Below are 20501 nucleotides of genomic sequence, written 5' to 3'. Positions count from 1 at the left end.
CTCTGAAAATGTTGCTAAAAAACAATTCAAGCTTTGATAGCATTATATGAATTAATGTAGCAGATCAAAAATCCTAGATCGCTTCTATATAACCGACTTATATAGTCAGGGTATTGATAAACATGTAGTGATGGCATAATCTACCCGACAAACATTTATTGTAGTTATGAATAAAATTCCAAATAGCTCTTAACGGAAATCTCCAAATCTCTCCGGCAAATCCCTCCACGGTATCTCGGCTTGCTCCCGATACTTTACAATACCTCTACAATACCTCTTCTGTCAAACTAACTGATCACAGGCCCTTCGCTTCCGGAATAATTGCCCTAGTAGCACTGACAAACAGCGGTTTCTAAGGTTTTCCAATTTTTGATCAATTTCCTGTTCATTCTCCTGTACAAACTGAGTTATTGAGTGGTTGCTTGGAGTCTTTTGAGGTTTTTATCAACTCTTTTTATCAACTCCAAGAATACATATTTAGTTTTAACAAACGGTAGAAATTATTCCGCCGTACTAATAAAGTAATAAAAAATACATATATTTAGGAAATAGGGCTAGGGATTTTCCCACGGATATCTGCCTGACACTAGACAAATCAAACCTACCGAAAGCAGGGTAAAATCTTTATTATGCCTAGGAAAAGTGCCCCGGTAGCTGCACCAAGTAAGGGGGATTATTAGTAGCTGATCCTTAGGGTGAAATCTCAGTGATTTTACTTAAATTTGTTAGTATATAAATATACTTAATATTAAATGGTGGAATTTATACTTTCTTAAGATTTTTACTATAATTAATAAAATTTAAAATTTATAAAAAATTAATTAATCTTTTTTTATATTTATTCAACGTTTGTGATAATTATTTTAGTGAATGTGTTACCAATGATCAGATTATGCTATACTAATACAAATAAGACTTTGGAAACCATTTGTCAATTACCCAATCGGGAATATGCCTCTATTAATTAATGATAAAAAGAGGGGCAAGAGGGAACCTCATAAAGGTAGGTTTTTGGTAAGCATTCAGCCGTCAGCCGTCAGCCGTCAGCCGTTCGCGAACGGCTTATTTTATTCAAAAGCACCGATTGCGCTACGCGCACGCTGCGCGAACAGTAGCATGGCCATAGGCCAAGGGCTTTTCCCCAGACTTTCAATTCTGTAAAATATCGAACTATTAAATTCTCCCAAATGAGATTTATTTGAAGCATTAGGCTGAGAGCTGAAAGCTGACAGCTGAATGCTGACGCTTAAATGTATATACATTTATTTAAATAAATAAAAAAAGAGGGGCTTGTGATCAGGAGTCTGTGGCCAATTAGGCAATGGAAACCGTTTCAGTCAAGCGCTCCAATAGATTGTGCCACGGACCCACACCCAGCTTCTCAATCACCTCTGTTTGAGCTTGTTCCCAGAGGGGAATAGCTTGGGTCAGGTTTTCCTGGCCTTTTGCCGTTAGTGCCACCAATCGTGTCCGCCGATCCTCTCCAGGATTAATTTCAATTAGTCCCTGCTTTTCTAAGGGCTTGAGATTGCGGGTCAAGGTGGTCCGATCCATCGCTAGGGTTTGAGCAAGTTTGTTGATGGTGGAGGATTTAGCCCCCGTCATCACAGCCAAGATGGAAAACTGGGTTGCTCGTAAACCGCTAGGCCGCAACTTATCGTCAAAGATTTGGGTGACGACACGGGTGGCTTTGCGTAGGTTAAAGCAGGTACACTGCTCTAGGTTAAGTTGAGTTGTAGATAACTGCATAGTTAAAGTATATACACGTATTTTGAAGTTGTCAAGGGTGAGGCTTAGCCAACATTGGCTTACTCAAAACCATAGCAAAGGGAATAGGGAACAGGGAATAGGGAATAGGGAGTAGGGAGTAGGGAACAGCGCTCCATCCCTTGACATCAACGATAGACAAATATCAGCTATTTTGGTTAATTTTTATTACTGGATTCAACACTTCTAAACTAAATTAGAATACACTAAAGTATTATCAAATTTGTCTAAGGGCTAGGTCGCTTATAGAGTCTGGATTTTACATTATTTCATCGCCCCCTCAGGGAGTTTAGACTAATTTGACAGCAAGCGATCGCTACTTATGAGGTATAGGAGTAAATGAGCAAAAATACTCTTTTTGTCTATAGGCTGTTTTGAATAACTCTAGGCAATTGGAGCCTTCTTTTCTGGCAAGTCCCTAAGATAATCATTGGAGTTGTAATTATGAAAAGAAAGCATCTTTTCCAAAAAATAGCTTGGCTAGCTGTTGTATCTTCACTTTCGACTATATTGCTGGCCCAAAAAGCCCAAGCTCAACCATTATGTAGAGAAGTATCTTCAAATCCTCCAATTGGCACAGTATGTATAGATATCCAGAAAATTCATGCAAGGGGAGACAATAGTACAGATTCTTTTCGCTCAACATATCCTGACTCTTGGGTAATTAAGCAGGTTGAACCACGAGTATTTACAAGATATGGAAATACTGATGGGCCACACATTCGATATTATGAATCTGGTACAAGATTAAAATCATATGAAGCTTGGAAAAGAGCTGTTCAAGAGCTAGAGAATTTGAGGGCAAGAGCAGAAGGAACTGATCCTAATACTGGGCAAAGCAGAGCTTACGAGTATATCAATCAACAGCTGAGTGAATTTAGAAATAATCTTAGTGCTGTAGCTTCTGTCAGTACAAATCGTGCCCAAGTTGAAGCTCATGTTAGTGCATCTAGACGATGTACAGCCCGTACACCTGTTGGGTGTTTAGACTGGCAAGGAGGATCCTTTGGTGTGGATCTGTATATCTACAGAGAATATGTAGGTACACCTCAACTAGCGTCAAGTCAATTAAGTACAGTAAGAGAAAGAGCTTTATCTCTCATACGTGAAGCTGAGAGAGCAGAGCAGCAACAGGAAAGTATTTATAAACGGGTTACGGTTAATGCTTCAACATCTAAATGGCATAGTGGATTCAGTTTGCCAGGAAATACTAGATATAGGATAGTACCTTCAAGAGAAAGTCGTTACACTCTTAATGGAGGAAAATCCTATGATCGGTATTATGGTAGTGGGGTAACGGATGGTGAGCCCCTTGGCATACCCTCGAAGAGGATAAGTTTAGGGGCATTAAATGTTTTAATTTGGCATCACAGACCTGATGGAAACCATGTCCCTCAGATTATTTCTTTCTTTAAAGGCATGACTAGTGAGGTTGTATCTATTGGTTCCCATGGAGGGTCGATGCATTTTATAATTGGTGATATTGCTGGCACTTATGGAGATAACTTTGGTAAATCAGAAGTAAGCGTCTACTCTTTAGATAGATGATGTATCGGAGGAATAGATATCCGATTGCATCTACAATTTCTTTGATACCAAGCTACATCATCGTTAGTGGTTGCTATCGGGTGCATCTCATAGTTGTAAACAAGAAGGGCAGTTGCGTAGGGTGCGTGATAAGACGGGCTCGTCCTCATTTTCTCCGTAGCCAGTGTTAGGACACTCCGTCCCGTAACGCACCACCGGGTCAAACAGCTTTAATGAGATGCACCCATTCTAAATCCATGTACCTGGAAAACACCACAGTAATCAAAAAGTAAGCATATGCGCTACAGATGGTGCTACTTGAGGTGCTATCAGCATTCAGCTGTCAGTTGTCAGCTTAAAATAAATCTGGGGAAAAGTTTTGCTGAGCGATGCCCTACGCGCAGCCAAATGCGATCGCGTTTGCATTGGGATGTTGGTTTTTGCTCGGGTAATTCCAACACAACGCTAGAAGTCGATTTCAGCTACGACAACCTATCCCTGGATGTCTGTCACAAACAGTATATTGGTTAATAAACACAATCAGGCAGGGTTTATTAAGAAGTATTTCCAGTTTATTGACAAGAAGCGTTTATTTTACTATAAGTATTACAAATCAATTTCGCTGTTAGGTAAAATTTTAGACGAAGTCCATTATCCAATTGAGAACTGCTATAGGGTCAGGGTAAGGGCAAGAATCAATCAGGCGGCATTATTCCCAACACTATTGATCTAAACATGTGATCTAAACATGCAATAGTGCTCAGCAATCTTGGCTTAATATGGTCATAATCCTTGGCCCGTATCACATTTTGGCTCAATTTTTCTTGCGCTGACGCTGGGTCTCCAAGCTCCTGGAGGTTTCTGATGAAAGATGCCATTCGCACCATAGTTTCCCGAATATGGGAATCTACTCAGCAAATCAGTAGTTTAACCAGGCTATTATTCATAATCTTGATCAGCGCCAGCTTGACGATATTATGGGGAACATCGATTGCGGCACAGAGGCCACCTATTTTCGGTAAAATAGCATTCCAAGGTACTCCACTGATTGAATTCCAGGACACTGGAGTATCCACAAGAATACACCCGACAAAAATGGCCATTGGGCAAGGAAAAATCTATTTTAATTCCTCGGCGGCTGTTGTTTATCGGATAGATGAAAAGGGCGTGCTTGAAAACGTCTCGATTCTTCCTAACGCGGGAGGAATCCCTGATGATGACTTCACCATTGGTATTACTTTTGATAAGTTAGGTAATTTGTATGTTTCTAACAACACAGGGATTTATCTGATCCGTAAAAGGGATCTGGGAGGCAAGTTGCCTGCACCCAATACCAAGATTGCCGATCTACCTGCCGATTTACAGTTTGCTATGGGTCTTGTAGCCGACAACAAAGGAAATCTCTACCTAAGTGACATTTTTGGCGGTAGCATTTATAAGATTGATATAGCCACAGGTAAAGCCTAAAAATGGTTCAGCGATCCAGCACTTTTAGCTCCAAATGTCCTCCCTTAAAATAATTTATTTGGAATTGGTTTTGGAGTGACAGATTTAGCCATTGATTCCAAAGGACGCTCTCTTTACTTCGGAACTCAATAAACCCATATAATCTATCTTATTAAAATTAAGAGAAATGGCTCGGCAGGAAAACTGAAAGAATTAGCTCATATCCCAAACCTTGCTTTCAATGGGATTTCCTTTGATATGAAAAGGAAAACGATATATCTTTCTGTACCATGGGAAAATTTTGAAAATGGCATACAGGTAGCTAAGGATAAAGTAGAAGTAGCTGGAGCGATATGGGCTATTGACATTAAACAGCTGAAAAAATACCGCCGTGCTGTTCCTGTGGAAATAATTAGGGATATTAATCTAGGCACTGCAGTGGATGTGGTTAGTGGTTTTAAATTTGGTGTAAGTCGCAAAAATGCCAAAAAACTTTATATCTCTGATGGAAGTTTGGATACATTCTTTTGGCTTAACGGTGATCCAAACGGCACTCCGTTTCCACATGACGAGACCCCTGAGCCTGGATTTCCTTTCCCTCTGAATAATTATCATGCCGCTATTCGTGTGGTAGAACTTGGGAAGTTTTAGAGGGTGCATCTGATCAGGGCTGTTTCAAATTTTAGTCCGACGGAAGAAACAGCCCTGCTCCAGCATGGTAGAAAATGTTGAATCTCTTGACGACTTTACCTGTATCGACCTCGATGCCGAATCAGCGGAACAGGTCCTGAAATGTTATCGGGTCCAAAGCCAGGTTGCAACGTAGCTGGGCCGAAGGTAATTACATTGCGAATGTTGAACTTCACCTCATGGTCACTAATGGGAGTTAGAGAGGTTATGCCCTGAGCTTGTCCTTGGACACCGGTGGGGAAGTCTTGACCATCCAAGCTCAGCTCACATCGAAATGAAGCTTCTCCCCTGGTATCAAAGTTCATCGGACCTCCAGCACGGTAGAAAATGTTGAATCTATTGACGACTTTACCTGAACGGTTAGTCTTTAAAAATTGGTAGTTTCCGAAAAATATCAGGGTGTTCGGTTCAGTATGGAAACCGTTCCATTCACCACCGAGGGTATAGCCTTCGGGATCGATGACTTGGACTACCCAGCCCCCATCATAAAAGAACCAGCCTTCCGGTGGAACTTGTTGCCCAGCGGCGACATAGGCGCGGTAGTTCGCTCGCGGGTCAAGGAGCCATTGTCTAAAGATAATACGACCAGAATTTGCTGGATCATCGACATCGATGCCAAAGCGCTGATAATAGAAATCCTTGGCGAGTTGTTCTAGCTTTTTAATTTCTGCGTTACTACGTTTCATCACTACTTTTTGGAAGTAGTCGGCATCACAAAAACCATTGGAGCAATTGATGAAGGGCTTGCCTGGTTGCTTGTTATTGTCCACCACACCTGTTCCCATCAGTACTAGGAAGTTATCGGTGAAACCCTTTGGGATCGGTTGTTTGTGTGCTGAGACCGGTAAGGCTAGTGCTACTACGCAGACCAGGGCGAGTAATACTGACAAGAGTGGGGCAATCTTGTTTATATGTAGTTTACTGTTTTTGGTGGAATATTTGGTGTTCCTTGGTTGTTTCATTGACATCCCTGTGCATGTAATTCAATAGTTTTGATTGTTTGTAAGCATTCAGCCGTCAGCTGTCAGCCGTGAGCCTTTGGCTGATAGCTGATAGCACCTCAAGTAGCACCATCTGTAGCCCATAAGCTGTTCCCGTAGCGTGGGCGTAGCGCATAAGCTGATGGCTGATAGCTGATCGCTGATGGCTGATGATTGTTTTATTCAGATCGGACACTGTAAAACCTAGCTGAAGTAAAATCATTTTACACCTAAATTCTCAAAGCTCGACATTTTTTATACAAAAATTTGCCATTGCACGTCAGCTGACAGCTGTCAGCTTCAAATAAACCTCAAAAGGGAGAATTTAATAGTTCGATATTAATCAGAATTGAAAGTCTGGGGAAAAGCCGATCAGCTTTCCGTAACAGAGATTAAACTAATGCTTACCTCTTTTATTTAAAAGCTGACGGCTGACGGCTGATAGCTGAAGGCTTACTAGTAAATTAATCTACACAATTAGAGTTGTAACTAATTATTTTAATTTATGTAACCAAAAAGCTTAATTTGCCTGGCTTCAAGGAAAACCGCAAGTAAGCCTATGGGCTACTTGAGGTGCGAACAGTTGTCAGTTGTCAGCTGTCAGTTGTCAGCTTAAAATAAACCTGGTTTCCATGAAAACGTTTTGCTGAGCGATGAGCTACGCGCAGCCAAATGCGATCGCTTTTAGCGTGGCCTACGGCCAATCGCGAAGCGGTTCCTTTCGGGCTTTGCCCGACGCTGCGCGAACGGAACATCGCGTTTGAATTGGGATGTTGGTTTTTGCTGGAGTAATTCCAACGCAACGGTAGAAGTGACGGCTGACGGCTGACCGCTGACGGCTAACGGCACCTCAAGTAGCACCATCTGTAGGGCATATGCTTACCTTTTGTCAGTCAACCAGGTTCTCCCACTCCCTTTTATATCATCTCGGGATAATTACCCTTAATAAAAATCTCCCCCATCTCCCCATCTCCCCATCTCCCCATCTCCCCATCTCCCCACACTTACCACCCTTACAACACTTACCACCCTCCCTCTAATTATGGGTATTCAACCTGACTTGATATTAGGCTTGATTTGGGCTTAATTTATGCTAAAGTTCCAATAATACAAATTAACAAGAAACAATGTTTAGGAGTAAATCAAATGACGGATTACTATGTAGCAGCATACTTTTATGATTCTCAACGTAAGTATCAAGAGGATAATCCATCACTTATGTGGCAAAATCCTCGTAAGCGAAACTGGACTTGGTCTATAGACAAGGGGTATCATGATTGGTTTCCGTCATATACGGAACTGAGTGGTCAGTTGCTTGATAGTTTTTTTGTAGAAACAGAATTGACTAGAGCCGAGTTAGAGGAAAGGTGCATAAAATCTATTTTTGAAAAGCATCAAGACAAGCCAAGCTATAAATTGCTTGAATATTCGGCAGCTACAAGTGCTCTGAATCCCTATGAGTATCCCATACATTTCACGAAAGACGAAGGCAATCAGACTATTAAAAAGATGGTCATATTCGGTGACAGTCTTTCTGATACAGGAAATCTCAAGCACTGGGTTAAATTAATGCCCGAATATCCCTATTGGTATGGCAGGTTCACGAATGGAATAACATGGAGTGAATATCTGTCTAAAGAAACAGGAATTACTATGTTCAACTGGGCTTATGGTGGAGCAAAGTCTGATTTAATCAATGATTTCACTTCTGAAGAGATTCTGGATTACGTAAAATCCGGGGGACGGAATGTTATTACTGGAAGTATGACTACAACAATAAATCGTTATCTTGATAATGGATGGCTGAGTGGTAAAAAGATTGATTTAACAGCAGCAGAAGAGACAGCTTATACCCTGTGGATTGGAGCAAATGACTATCTTGAAAAATTCGATAGTGAAGAAACACTATTTAATTTAATCGAATATCCTAACGATCTAGGAGGCTATGAAAAAGTTTCAGATCGAGCGACTGATAACATAATCACAAATATCAAAAAACTAAATGACAAAGAGGCAAAATATTTTATCATTCCAAACCTCCCCAATGTAGGTAAAACCCCCATAATAGCAACTGTAAGCTATGATTTCAGTAGAGGTTCGGTGAAAACCAGAGAAGACCTTTCTGCTGCTATAACAAACATAGTCAATCTTCACAATAAGAAGCTAAAAATGAAGATAGATTCTCTGAGAGAAGAACGAGGGAAATATCTGGAGATAGTATACATAGATCTATTTTCTGATTTCGACGCACTCCTAGAGAATAAGAATCCCTTCACAGGAGATTCTTTTGACGCAAAATTCGAGAATGACTATTACGACATCCAATCTACAGGAAGTAGTGAGATAAAAATACCTCAACAGTGTTTCCAAGGAGGTTATACTGCCGAAGGAATAACAAATTCAGACTGGAGAGCCTACGCCTCGAATAATACAAGTAAAGGAAAAGACGGATCTTTTAACTTTCTATCGACATTTTGGGATAATGTACACCCAACATCATACGCTCATTCCTTGATTGCGTATTCTTTTCAGTATTGGATGAAAGAGGCTGGACTAATAAGTAGCTCTCTCCCTAACCTGGAAGACTATCGCGATAGAAATCTACACCTCGATTAATTCAAGTTTATTGAGAACTGGAGTTTAGACTAAAAGGAATAAAAAAGAGGTTCCCTCTTGGTGTCAGAAGATGAGAGGTATTGACTTGATCTCTCATCTTCGATAACTATGTCTAATGAATCGCTATAGCGGTTTTAAATTAGGTGAGGTACAGAGTCCTGGGTTTTAGGGAACAGGGAACAGGGAACAGGGAACAGGGAAGATAAAAGAGGGAACAGACAAAAGGTAACACGGAAAAAATCCTGTGTACCTCATTAGGCTAAAAAGCGCTATACTTAAACTCTGAACAGCTAACGCCTCGACTAATTTGGAATAAGGTTCAATCCAATTTACAAAAGCACTCCCAAGCAAGTTGATGGCTACGATTGAGGGATGGACCGAAGTTTAAGCGTAAGCTATCAGCGTGTCGCGTATCAGTTATCAGCTATCAGCGTGTCGCGTATCAGCTATCAGTTTTCAGCTATTAGCTATTAGCTATCAGCTTATGCGCTACAGATGGTGCTACTTGAGGTGGTATCAGCTTATGCGCTACAGATGGTGCTACTTGAGGTGCCATCAGCCATCAGCTATCAGCACCTCAAGTAGCGTGGCCTTGGCCTTTGGCCACGCTACGCGAATGGCCAAGGCTGACGGCTGATCGCTGACTACTTATAGCAGTCGAAGTAAAGGTTAAGACATATTTCTGCTCCCTGTTCCCTGTTCCCTGTTCCCTGTTCCCTACAACCCAGACAATTTTTCCAATGGTTCAGCAGCTACAGCCCACCACCGATGACATTTTTTATCCCGAAAGTGACGGTAAGCCATTGGCGGACAATACCCTTCAATTTGAACTAATTACCACCATTAAGTTTGGCCTGGAAGCCCAATTCAAAGATGACCCCAATGTGTTTGTCGCCGGGGATTTGTTGTGGTATCCAGTACAAGGACAACCAAAAATCAACCAAGCCCCCGATGTCATGGTAGTTATCGGTAGACCAAAAGGGCATCGGCCTTCTTACAAAACCTGGGTTGAAGATAACCTTAATCCCCAGGTGACCTTTGAAATAGCCTCACACACCAACACCATCAAAGAATTAGAAGAGGATAAACTCAAGTTTTACCAGACCCATGGAGTAGAAGAGTACTATCTTTTTGACCCAAATCGAACAAAACTAAAAGGCTGGTTGCGTTCATCAGAAACCTTAGAACCCATCCCCCAGATGCTTGGTTGGGTTAGTCCTCGTTTAGGAATTACCTTTGACTTAGTAGAGTCGGAATTGCTACTGTATTATCCTAATGGTGAGCCTTTTGCTACTTATCTGGAAATTATTGAGCTCAAAGATATCGCTCAACAACAAAGAGATATCGCTCAACAACAAAGAGATATCGCTCAACAACAGGTAGAGCAAGAAAGGTTAGAAAAAGAGCAAGCCCAGGAAGCTTTAGAGCAACAAAGGCTGGAAAAAGCACAAGCCCAGGAAGCTTTGGAGCTGGAACGAAGTCGGATGAAAGCCTTACTGGAACAATTACAAGCGAAAGGGATAAATCCAGAGGATTTTGAACTATAATCTCAGCTATAAGCTATAAGTAGTCAGTTATCAGCTATCAGCACCTCAAGTAGCGTGGCCTTGGCCTTTGGCCACGCTACGCGAATGGCCAAGGCTGACGGCTGACCGCTGACCGCTGACCGCTAATCAAGAAATAACTTGATGTAAATTAACTCCATCCTGAGAATTAAGCAATAATAACTGAGCCGGTAGAGCCTGTTTAGTTTCACTATTCCAGATAGCTAAACGGGCTTCTAAGGATGACTTCAGCTCCTGAGTGGTTCCAGTCAAATATAGCGCCTCTAAATTAACCGCTTGTACGCCATCAACGGCCTGAATTAATGCTGTTACTTCTGCCGCTGTTACCCCTTGACCAAAGGTACGCTGTTCAAAGGCAAAAGCAGACACTAATAGTGTTTTAACCTCAGATAAAACCAGATCGCTGCGATAACGAGAATCCACCCATATCCCTGCTTGAAGATTAAAGTAAAGGGCTTCATAACTATCAATTTCAACCTTAGACGCTACCGCCAGACGGCGCTGCTGATCTGGGTCACGAGCAGCATTAATTCCATTCACCAGATTAGTATATAATATGGAATCAGGGCTGACTTGATTGCCATTACGGTCTGCGATGGTAAGGTGAATCAAGGGTAAGTTTTGCCCAATCTCTAAAGTAGCTACCTTGGCTTTACCAATACCAGCAAAGCTACGGGTAAATGTCTCAAAATCTTGCACTGAGACAATGCGCTCCATCGGCAAAATATTGACAGGAGCTTGAGACCGAGCTTGGTCACGGGTTTCTGCAGAAGCTGCTCCGATGGCTAATGTGGTTAGGCCAGGGGAATTGTAGTGGGATGTCATATTTATAGAAAAGGGAGTGTGGGGAGGGTGGGGAGATGGGGAGATGGGGAGATGGGGGGATTTTTATTAAGGTTCATTATCCGGACATCCTATCCTATATAATAATCCGGACATCTTATCCTATATAAGATAAAAGGGAACAGGGAGTGTGGGGAGATCGGGAGATCGGGAAATCGTGAGATGGGGGGATTTTTATTAAGGTTCATTATCCGCGCATCCTATCCTATATAATAGAAAAGGTAACAGGTACGGTAGAGCCCTAATTATCCCGACATGATATTATTTGATCACTGCCAGAGAGCGATCAAGACAAAGCTTCAGCCGTTGAGCTAAAACCCGCACTTGGGGTTCCCGGATAATCGAGAAATGGTCGCCCGGAATTTCGTGTATTTCTATTTCCCCACCAATGAAATTGCTCCAACCTAGAGTGGGATCACCAGCTATGTCTATCGGCTGCTCACTGGCATTGAACAGGGCAATATTCCCCGGATAAGGTTGCGCTTCATAATTATAAGACGCAAGAGCGGTAGTTTTAAAAACCTCGAACAAGCTTTCAACATCCTCCACTTTTACCTCTTCCGGCAGCAAATCAAACATTTTAGCTCGTTCCAGGACATATCCCAATCGCTGCTCTGGCATCAGTTGTTGGAGTTGATCGACAGATACCGGCACTTCCTTCCCCCGAGGAGCGCTCATTTCCTGAGCAAATTCTCTCGGATAGTAAATATCCAGACCCAAGTTTCTTCCAGGCGTGCTGTCAACTAGAAGCCTGTGGTGTTCTGGACCCGAGGATTGTATCAGTGCTAGGAATGCTAAGGTATCCCCTTGTTGGTGTAACTGTTGTGCCATTTCTAATGCTAAGTGACCGCCCACGCAAAAACCAACTAAATAGTAGGGACCCCGAGGTTGAATAGTTTTAATCCCTTTGATGTGGTGAATAGCGAGGTCCTTGAGAGTGCTAAAAGGTTCCCGTTCCCCATTGAGACCGGGGGCTTGCAAGCCGTAAATCGGTTGCTCGGTCCCCAGATTGCGGACTAAATCCAGATAAAATAAGACGGTACCGCTGCTGGGAGGGACTAAGAACAGAGGTGGTAAATTTCCATCGGGCTGCATTGCCACCAGGGTAGACATTGACCGAGAATCTGGGTCAGAGCGAATAGAAGTAGCAAGCTGCTCGATAGTCGGACTTTGTAACAGCGCGGCCAAAGACAGATTTTTGTCCAACTGCCGTTGAACCCGAGGGATTAAAGCGATCGCTAACAACGAATGACCGCCTATATCAAAGAAATTATCTCGGACTCCTACGGGAGAAACCTCTAAAACCTCCGACCAGATTTGTGCCAGTTGTAATTCAAGGGTATCCCGAGGTGCAATAAAATTAGCATTGCTACCGCTAGTTCCCTCCAGTGCGGGAAGGGTCCGGCGGTCAATTTTGCCATTGGGAGTCAGGGGCAGGGAATCTAGGATCACAAAAGCCGAAGGCACCATATAGTCCGGCAGCTTTTGCTTGAGAAAATCCCGCAGTTTCGCTGTCAGTTCTCGCCCCTGCTTCCCATACAAAGGGTTATTGGCAAAATCGCTCCAATTCTTCCAAGGAGATAGAGAGGGACCCCGATGGCAAACTATTGTGGGAACCACATAAGCCACGAGGCGCTTGTGACCAGATTGGTCTTCCCGGACGATGACTGCACTTTGCCCAACTTCCGGGCGGGTCGCCAGTACCGCTTCGATTTCTCCTGGTTCGATGCGGAAGCCGCGAATTTTTACCTGGTTGTCGATGCGACCGAGAAGTTCGATGTTACCATCTGGGAGATAGCGTGCCTTATCCCCCGTTTTGTAAAGACGTGCTCCTTCCTCTTGGCTGAAAGGATTGGCAATAAACTTTTGCGCGGTTAATTCCGGACGGTTGCAATAGCCTCGGGCTAGACCCACACCGCCGATATGCAGTTCCCCCGGTACGCCGATGGGAACCGGTTGGAGAGCATCGTCGAGAATATAGAGAAGTATGTTGGCAAAGGGTTTGCCGATGGGAACTGGAAACTCTAGGGGTAGATTAAGCTCGGTACTTTCAAAATAGCAACTGTCAATAGTTGCTTCGCTCGCTCCATAAGAATTTACTAATCGAGTTTGGGCACCGCAGAACTGCCGAAATTTTTGGTATTCTTTGACAGACCAACTATCAGAACCGATCACCAGTAATCCCATGAAATCCAGGTTTTGCTGGGTGTTTTCCAAATACTCAATTAAATACCTCATCACTGCCGGGACAAATTCGGCGCAATCGACTTGCTCTTGGAGCATCAACCGATACAGCTTTTCCGGCTCTAACAAAAACTCTCTCGGACAGAGAACTAATTTGGCTCCTGAACAAAGGGCTCGCACCCAATCTCCTGTAAAAACATCAAAGGAGAAACTCGCCATTTGCAGATGGCTGTTTTCTGGACTTAGTTGATAGGCTTGCTGCCAAGCTCGATAAGCATTCACCAGACTTTCATGTTCGACCTCCACCCCTTTTGGCTTTCCCGTCGAGCCTGAAGTGTAGATGACGTAAGCCAAAGAAGTCGGTTTGGCACGAAGCCCGAGATTTTCCTGACTATACTGAGAAATGACAGACCAATCTTTATCCAAAAAAACAATCCGCCCCTGGCTTTCTGGCAGTCGAGCCACGGATTTTTCTGAAGCCAACAGCAAAAACAGTTGGGAGTCTTGTAGTAAATAAGCCAGGCGATCGCGCGGATAGCTCGGGTCTAAGGGCAGATAAGCCCCGCCCGCTTTGAGAATGCCCAGCAAGCCTACCATCATTTCGATGGAGCGCTCTGTGGAAATCCCTACCATTACCTCCAGACCGACTCCGATCGATTCTAAATAGTGAGCTAATTGATTGGCGCGATCGTTCAATTCTCGATAGGTAATTTTTTTCTGCTGAAAAACTACAGCCACCGAATCAGGCGTTCGTTCTACCTGCTCTTCAAATAACTGATGAATGCACTTATCTTGGGGATAGTCTGTGAAATTATTGTTCCATTGCACTAACAATTGATGTGTTTTCTCTGCCGTCAGCAGGGGTAAAAACGCAATTTGCTGCTCTGGATTGGCGACAATCGACTCTAGCAAACAAATAAACTGTCTTGCCCAGCGGTGAATAGTTTTGGCATCAAACAGGTCGGCACTATATTCCCAGATGACATGGAGAGATTTGCCAATTTCCTCAATTCCCAAACTCAAATCAAATTCCGAACCCTGTTCGTGTACGGCTAAGTATGGCTCCATAGACAGTACTTCTTCCCCTGCGAGGCTCTCGGGTGTCTGCGGGTTGTACCAGCGATGCTTGCGCCAAGTGAAATCGACTTGAATTAGGGGATTTCGGCTGGCATCTCGGGGAGGGTTGAGCCGTTGTACTAATAAATCGAAGGGATAATCTTGATGAGCTTGTGCCTCTGTTACCGTTCGATGGATGCGGGCGAGAAATTCTGCAAAGGTAGGATTGTCTGCTAGATTTGCCCGCAATACCACCTCGTTGGCAAAGTAACCGACAATGCTTTTAAACTCCTCAACGCTCCACCTCGCTGCCATTGGGCTTCCTAGCAGGATGTCGTCTTGGCCTGATAAGCGATGTAACAGGACAAAGAAGGTAGCCAGCATACTCCGATAAAGACTGACTCCTTGCTCGGCAGCCAGTTGTCGCAGTTTCTTGATCAGTCCTCCATCAAGTTGGACAATATGGAATTCATTCCGACCGCTCAAAACCTTGGGTCGCGTTCTGTCTGTTGGCAAATTCAAAGTCGGTAAGGAGTCGGCCAGTGTTTGGTGCCAATAACGAAAAAGTTCTTCTCCTTGGGCAGACTCTAGCATCTGGGTAGCCCAGGACACATAGTCGGCATATTGCCAAGGAAAATCTGCCAACAAGTTAGCAATTTTTGCTTCTGGGAACTTCTCTACTTCTGCCGCATATAAAATTTGGAATTCTTTGAGAAGCAAGTCAAAGGACCACCCATCGCCTACAATGTGGTGCAGGGCGATTAATTGGACAAACTCTTGGGTTGAGCGGGCAAACAGCCCCAGCCGCAGGACCGGGCCCGTTTCTAAATTGAAGGGACGCTCTACCGCTACCATAATTTGCGTCTTTAACTCGTCCTCGTCCCATCCAGAAGCGTCTATTACCTCAATCTCAATCTTGGAGTCTTGACTAACTACTGCAACGGGTTTGCCGTCCCGAGTCGTATAGGTAGTTCGCAGAATCGAATGTCGTTCAACCAGGTTCTGCCATGCCCTCCGCCAAGCCTCTAGGTCCAACTCGACCGCCAGACGAGTGGTTATAAATATGTTGTAAGCTACGCTTTCTGGATTCTTCTGGTATATGAACCATAAGGCTTGCTGTCCCTGTGAGAGATGGGAAAAATACTGATCGTTTTCTCGAAATTGGTTCTGCATTCTGAATCTATGCAATAAAAATTTGAGAGTACTTTTCCAATTACTTACAGTTGTTTACCTACTTACCCCCAACCCTTGAAAATAGTGGATCAGTTGCTTGGCTTTGCCATTCAACTTCCTATAAATGAGTTACTTGTCATCAAATACAAAAAGACAGTTGCGATTTTATCACAGGGCAAACGCCTATTGTGAATAAACCGGGGATAGTTCTCAATAAACCCTGCCTTATTGTGCTTGTTGACAAGGCATTTTACACATATAGTGTTTTTTAACAGTTATCAAACACTATATATAGCAATTCTAAATAATTTGTAAAATCTGCAAAATCTGAAATCCTTGGTGGGCAACGGTGATAGCGATTGGGCGTTCGCGATCGCTTCTGCCACTATATTTCTATATTTCACGAATCATATAGGATTGCTATATAGGACTGACGAAAATTAGATGGGTTTCCCCTCTCACACTCCCTTGAGTTATTGAGTTACAAGAAAAAGGTGTACCATCCGATTACAAACCCCCTAGTAAATAAAACTCACTTCTGCCATTTTCAGGAGTATCGGGGTTATTATCTAAACGAGCAACAGCTAATGGCTCAATCAAGATTTGACCTGCTGCCAATTCCCCTCGATCCGGTTGTCCCCACTCACGGAAGCGGGTTGGTTCAACCCAGTCAACCCCAGGCACTTCCATGGCTTGGTTAACAATTTGGCTAAGATAGACCGGTTGACCGAAGGTAAAATTGTCGGGATGGAAGAAACCCCGTTGACCGACAGCTAAGTCTTTGTTGCTGAAGGTTTCCATAAGCGATCGCTTCACACTGCTCTGGAAATAGTTAGCCTTGACATGTACTGTCAAAGCAATATCGAGATTAACAAAATAGGGAGCCTGGATTTCGATATCATGACCCATTAACCGATAGGGAGCCATAAAAGCCAGTAGCTCTTCCCTAAATTGGGCATCAATCGGTCTACCACTATACCGATCCACAACAATAAATACGCTATACCAACTCCCTGTCCAACGCAACTGAGCTGCTGCTTTTTGCACTTCTGGATGGCGCTGGATGGTAGTAGCGTAGTCCGATTCGGTCACGCAGCGTTCAGGGGTTCGGAAGGCTTGGGGAGCGTATAACCTTGCTTGCTCAATCGGTTCCGGGTCAATACCTCCTTGAGCTGCGATGGGATTCCGTACTCCAATCACCTGTTTAACCAATTCACCATAGGCTTCACTAGTGACTGGTTCCAGATGAGCGATCGCATCAAGTCCCACATTACCGACCAAACCATTACCAATCCGGTAGCTGGTCATCAGTTGGGAGTCTGGACTAGGTTGTTTGCCTTGAACACTATCACCAAAGCGCAGATAAGCAGTGCCATCACTCTCCATTTCCACCACAAAATCCGCCGCAAATCGGTCACTATTCAATAGGTCACGGTGCACCAACCAGGTTTCACCAGTATCCGATTGTAAACTGATCTGAGGAACTGCCGAACGCGGGTCTTGAACAACCGTTGTTGCCACCGCTTCCAGAATGGCTTGCTGGTGGTTGTAAGGCACACTGTGGGTTAGACCAGTGCGAGACAACTTGGGACGATAACGACCAATGGTTGGGATAGTGGGCAGTGTCTCTGTCCCCTCTCTAGGATCAGGTTCGCCATGGTCAGCCAAAACAATATTTCCCCGAGCCACGGTGATATCTGTGATTGGGCCAGTGCTACTCAGAGTTGCTAGCCATAGTTGGTAAGGCAAAGCATCCTGGGGGTGCCATTCAATCTCAGTAATCAACACTGGCTGATCCGTTGGGGGATGATGAAATTGACCACCAAGGGGGTCTTCTGTGGTAGTTACCTTAGTTAACCGTACTGGATGACGGTGTTGGGGGTTAGCCCCAGCCATTAAGCCAGTGTTTGGGTCTCTTACCTCATGAAGCTCACCCCACCTGGTTATCACCGAGGTGGGGGTGTCCTATGCTAATTTGGAACTACCACTAGTCCACAAGTCACATAGGCAAGCCCAGCTTCTAGGCGGTCGTCCAGGTTTTTTACTGGAGCGACCCTCACTGTCATTTCTGCGAGTGAGTTTAAGCACGCCTCTGGCCCCGATATTGTAAGCCCCATTTAAGTCTGCATTAAACTGCTTACCTGAAGGGAATGTGGCCAGAGAGTAGTTTTTTTTATTTCGTTTTACCGTACCAGAGCCATCAAAAGCTAATTTTGAAGTATAGGCCGCAACAACATCTATTACTTTTCCGCCTAACTCAGCCCATTTTGTCTCCGTAAAATCGCGGATTTTTGCTTTAAGCCATCCGTGGAATCGTTGCTTTAGATTAGATCGCTTTCGTCCACCTTTTGGTTTCCAGCCTTTAAGATTCTCAAAGACAATTGCTTCAGAATTAAATTTCTCCGCAATCCCTACAATTCGCTTAGAAACAATATGGCTAATTTGATTGTTGATTCTTTTGCACTTTTGATAAGTGTTAGAGCAAAACCCTTTGTGTAGTTTCCCTCCTCTACCCATCGTTTTTGAGGCTCTTTTGGATACGGACTTTAGTCGCTTGTCTCTGCGGTCTATGTCTCTTCCAAGGTGAATGAAATCACGATGAATTACAGTGCCGTCATGAGTTACGACTGCTACGGTAGCCGTAGTGTTTAGACCCAAGTCTACCGCCGTTACATTAGTTTCTGGGTTTCGTTTTTCTGGCTTACAGGCAAAAGGAACAGAGAGATGACAGTACCTATCCTTGATGATCAACGAAGGTGACATCATTTTATTTGTAGCTACCTGATGCCTTTCTCTCAATCCGGTGATCTGAACTATAGTCCAGACCCAGTTTTTGCCATCAAAAACTTTGAGTTCTACTTGGTCGAAACCATGTAATTTATAGCATTGTCCTTTATACAAGGCAGGATAGCACCCAGTGTCAGCATTTAGCTTTGGTGGGTTACTGTCCTTCCTTTTTCGATTCCCAGATTGCCATTCTCCATATCTGGTGACGAAACTACTAACCTGTCCAGCCGCAAAGGCTATAGCGGCTCTACGGTAATAACTAGGAAACTTGTAAAAAGTTTTATTGAATTGGGGATACTTTATGTTGGGTCGTTTAGCAGTTTCGTGCATTAACCGTTCGACAGCTGGAGTTAAGTGATCTGCTGTTAGATTCCCCAATTCGCCCCAATGAGTGTAAATTATTCCAACCAAGTACCGGCAAGCACGACGATAGACTCTTACCGTTTCACTTAGCAGTACGCGCTGCTCAGTCGTCGGGTTAAGAGTCCATTTATCTGTGCGAATTACCTTGGTTGTCGTTTTAATCAGTTCCTTTGCTACTATATCCTTAGTATATACGTGTATTCTAGGAATGTCAAATACAGACAAGGAAAATAAGAAAAGGATCAGAGGTGTTCCCGTCCATTACGACGAGCTAAAAAAACCACATACTATCATGCTTACCGATACTGTGTGGAAATGGTTGCAAGTGTCTGCAAAGGAATCAGGTACTAGTGTTGGAGAGTTTATAGAGCGTTGGGGAAGAAGTCAAATATCCTAGCGCTCCTTAACCCCCACCTGAACTAGGTGGGGGAATGCGTCGCGAAATTGTTCAAAAATCAACACATCCCCTGGTTTCAAAGCCAGATGTCCAAGTAATGTTGCTTTTGTCTCTTGCTTCGACAGAAACCATTCCCTTGCTCCCCAGGTATAAAATTTAATCTCATTGTGGGCAGCAAATAGTTCCTGGGAATGTAAGGTTTGAAAGGTTTTTGCCCCTTGAGCCAAGACCTCACTCTTAGCAGAGGAATCAGGATCGATTACCGACCCTTGACCAGAAACATGGGTTAGTAGAAGAGTTCCTTTTTGTAGCAGCACCTGATCACTATTTACTGCTACCTGCACCCAGACTCTAGCATTGCAGCCCTCGTGCAACAGGTAATCTACCAGCCTGCCGTGGCGGCGTACAGAGGTGCGGCGGCGAGCCGTACCAAGGTAAGCTTCAGTAGCTACAGCATCCTGATAGTAACTGAGGTAGTCAGCAGAGTAGGCCAATACTTCCACCAGCGCAATCCCTAAATCCGCAGGATTTCGCTCTAGCCATTGAGGCATCACTTCCGACAAGCGGTTAAGCATTAATTGCCGAAAGCTGGTATAATCTTTCGCTAAGTAATCTATCTCCGGTACCGACAGGGTTTCGATATCACTTGAAGGTACTGGTTGTGGGTCAAAGGTAACTTGGTCTGGACGTTTGAAGGAAAAATTGACCCGCTCAAAAAACGGATCGAGGTTGCTAATATTAACCAGTTGTAGCGTATAGGTAGATAGATCACTAACCTGGGACTTAGCAGGAGCTTTGTATTCCACCAACAGGGTCAGCACATTCCCACTAGGTGGTTGGATTTCCAGGAGCCTAACATCAGTAGTTGTAACCGCCGTACCTCTAGTGATGCGAATATTTCTAGAGGTCAGGTTTGAGAGCACGTCCTGGGTGGCTGGTGTGGAAGCTGGTACAAAATGAAGCTTTAGCGCCCACTTATTCGGTTCATTCGGTGTCTGTTGTGATTCCACCTGAATGTAATCCAGCCCGATCTGTTTAGTTTGACGACTAAGAGAAATCCGGCGTTGGTATCGGAACATGTGTTCAGCTGTTACCAAGTCTGTCATA

The 20501-nt window shown here is 43.8% G+C and carries 14 protein-coding genes; 5 read left to right on the top strand and 9 right to left on the bottom strand.

Annotation, left to right across the window (positions count from 1 at the left end):
• Window positions 1-1314: 1314 nt before the first annotated feature.
• Together F6K63_RS15185 and F6K63_RS15180 are read right to left on the bottom strand one after the other, a co-directional pair.
• The gene (locus F6K63_RS15185) at window positions 1315-1749 is read right to left on the bottom strand and encodes a MarR family winged helix-turn-helix transcriptional regulator (RefSeq protein WP_071102749.1); all 435 of its coding nucleotides are present in this window, start codon (window positions 1747-1749) and stop codon (window positions 1315-1317) included.
• Window positions 1750-1780: 31 nt separating this feature from the next.
• Window positions 1781-1909: a hypothetical protein gene (locus F6K63_RS15180; RefSeq protein WP_267875526.1), complete on the bottom strand. Its 129-nt coding sequence runs from the start codon at window positions 1907-1909 to the stop codon at window positions 1781-1783.
• 302 nt (window positions 1910-2211) lie between these two features.
• Here F6K63_RS15180 and F6K63_RS15175 point away from each other — a divergent pair, with 302 nt between their 5' ends.
• The 3 genes from F6K63_RS15175 to F6K63_RS15165 all read left to right on the top strand — a co-directional run bounded on the left by F6K63_RS15175 (window position 2212) and on the right by F6K63_RS15165 (window position 5391).
• Window positions 2212-3315 carry a hypothetical protein gene (locus F6K63_RS15175; RefSeq protein ID WP_287312590.1) on the top strand — a complete coding sequence of 368 codons (1104 nt, stop codon included), beginning with the start codon at window positions 2212-2214 and terminating at the stop codon, window positions 3313-3315.
• 843 nt (window positions 3316-4158) lie between these two features.
• Entirely contained in the window at window positions 4159-4761 is a 603-nt protein-coding gene (locus tag F6K63_RS15170) for an NHL repeat-containing protein (RefSeq protein ID WP_287312589.1), read from the top strand.
• Between the two features lie 237 nt (window positions 4762-4998).
• On the top strand, window positions 4999-5391 hold the full coding sequence (locus F6K63_RS15165) for a hypothetical protein (protein WP_071102752.1): 393 nt from the start codon (window positions 4999-5001) through the stop codon (window positions 5389-5391).
• A gap of 95 nt (window positions 5392-5486) precedes the next feature.
• Here F6K63_RS15165 and F6K63_RS15160 read toward each other — a convergent pair whose 3' ends face one another.
• Together F6K63_RS15160 and F6K63_RS15155 are read right to left on the bottom strand one after the other, a co-directional pair.
• Window positions 5487-6392, bottom strand: a complete 906-nt coding sequence (locus tag F6K63_RS15160) for a hypothetical protein (protein WP_071102753.1) — start codon at window positions 6390-6392, stop codon at window positions 5487-5489.
• A 702-nt stretch (window positions 6393-7094) separates the two neighbouring features.
• Window positions 7095-7274, bottom strand: coding sequence for a hypothetical protein (locus F6K63_RS15155; RefSeq protein WP_287312588.1), 180 nt, complete (start codon window positions 7272-7274; stop codon window positions 7095-7097).
• 282 nt (window positions 7275-7556) lie between these two features.
• Here F6K63_RS15155 and F6K63_RS15150 point away from each other — a divergent pair, with 282 nt between their 5' ends.
• Both F6K63_RS15150 and F6K63_RS15145 read left to right on the top strand, forming a co-directional pair.
• Window positions 7557-9026, top strand: a complete 1470-nt coding sequence (locus F6K63_RS15150; protein WP_287312587.1) for an SGNH/GDSL hydrolase family protein — start codon at window positions 7557-7559, stop codon at window positions 9024-9026.
• A 740-nt stretch (window positions 9027-9766) separates the two neighbouring features.
• Window positions 9767-10573 carry a Uma2 family endonuclease gene (locus F6K63_RS15145; protein ID WP_071102757.1) on the top strand — a complete coding sequence of 269 codons (807 nt, stop codon included), beginning with the start codon at window positions 9767-9769 and terminating at the stop codon, window positions 10571-10573.
• Between the two features lie 126 nt (window positions 10574-10699).
• Here F6K63_RS15145 and F6K63_RS15140 read toward each other — a convergent pair whose 3' ends face one another.
• From F6K63_RS15140 to F6K63_RS15120, 5 genes are all read right to left on the bottom strand, one after another.
• Window positions 10700-11416: a baseplate J/gp47 family protein gene (locus F6K63_RS15140; protein ID WP_071102758.1), complete on the bottom strand. Its 717-nt coding sequence runs from the start codon at window positions 11414-11416 to the stop codon at window positions 10700-10702.
• Between the two features lie 279 nt (window positions 11417-11695).
• Window positions 11696-15847: a non-ribosomal peptide synthetase gene (locus F6K63_RS15135; protein ID WP_287312585.1), complete on the bottom strand. Its 4152-nt coding sequence runs from the start codon at window positions 15845-15847 to the stop codon at window positions 11696-11698.
• Window positions 15848-16354: 507 nt separating this feature from the next.
• Complete coding sequence (locus F6K63_RS15130) at window positions 16355-17797, bottom strand: putative baseplate assembly protein (protein ID WP_137985273.1); 1443 nt, start codon at window positions 17795-17797, stop codon at window positions 16355-16357.
• A 15-nt stretch (window positions 17798-17812) separates the two neighbouring features.
• Complete coding sequence (locus F6K63_RS15125) at window positions 17813-19159, bottom strand: IS200/IS605 family accessory protein TnpB-related protein (RefSeq protein ID WP_502708033.1); 1347 nt, start codon at window positions 19157-19159, stop codon at window positions 17813-17815.
• A gap of 231 nt (window positions 19160-19390) precedes the next feature.
• A complete protein-coding gene (locus tag F6K63_RS15120) occupies window positions 19391-20500 on the bottom strand; it encodes a hypothetical protein (protein WP_287312584.1) in 1110 nt (369 codons plus the stop codon).
• Between the last annotated feature and the right edge of the window lies 1 nt (window position 20501).

The sequence above is a fragment of the Moorena sp. SIO1G6 genome (assembly GCF_010672795.1).
Taxonomy (GTDB): domain Bacteria; phylum Cyanobacteriota; class Cyanobacteriia; order Cyanobacteriales; family Coleofasciculaceae; genus Moorena; species Moorena producens.
The sequence above is the reverse complement of the archived record's forward strand: the minus strand, read 5'-3'. Positions and strand labels throughout refer to the sequence as shown.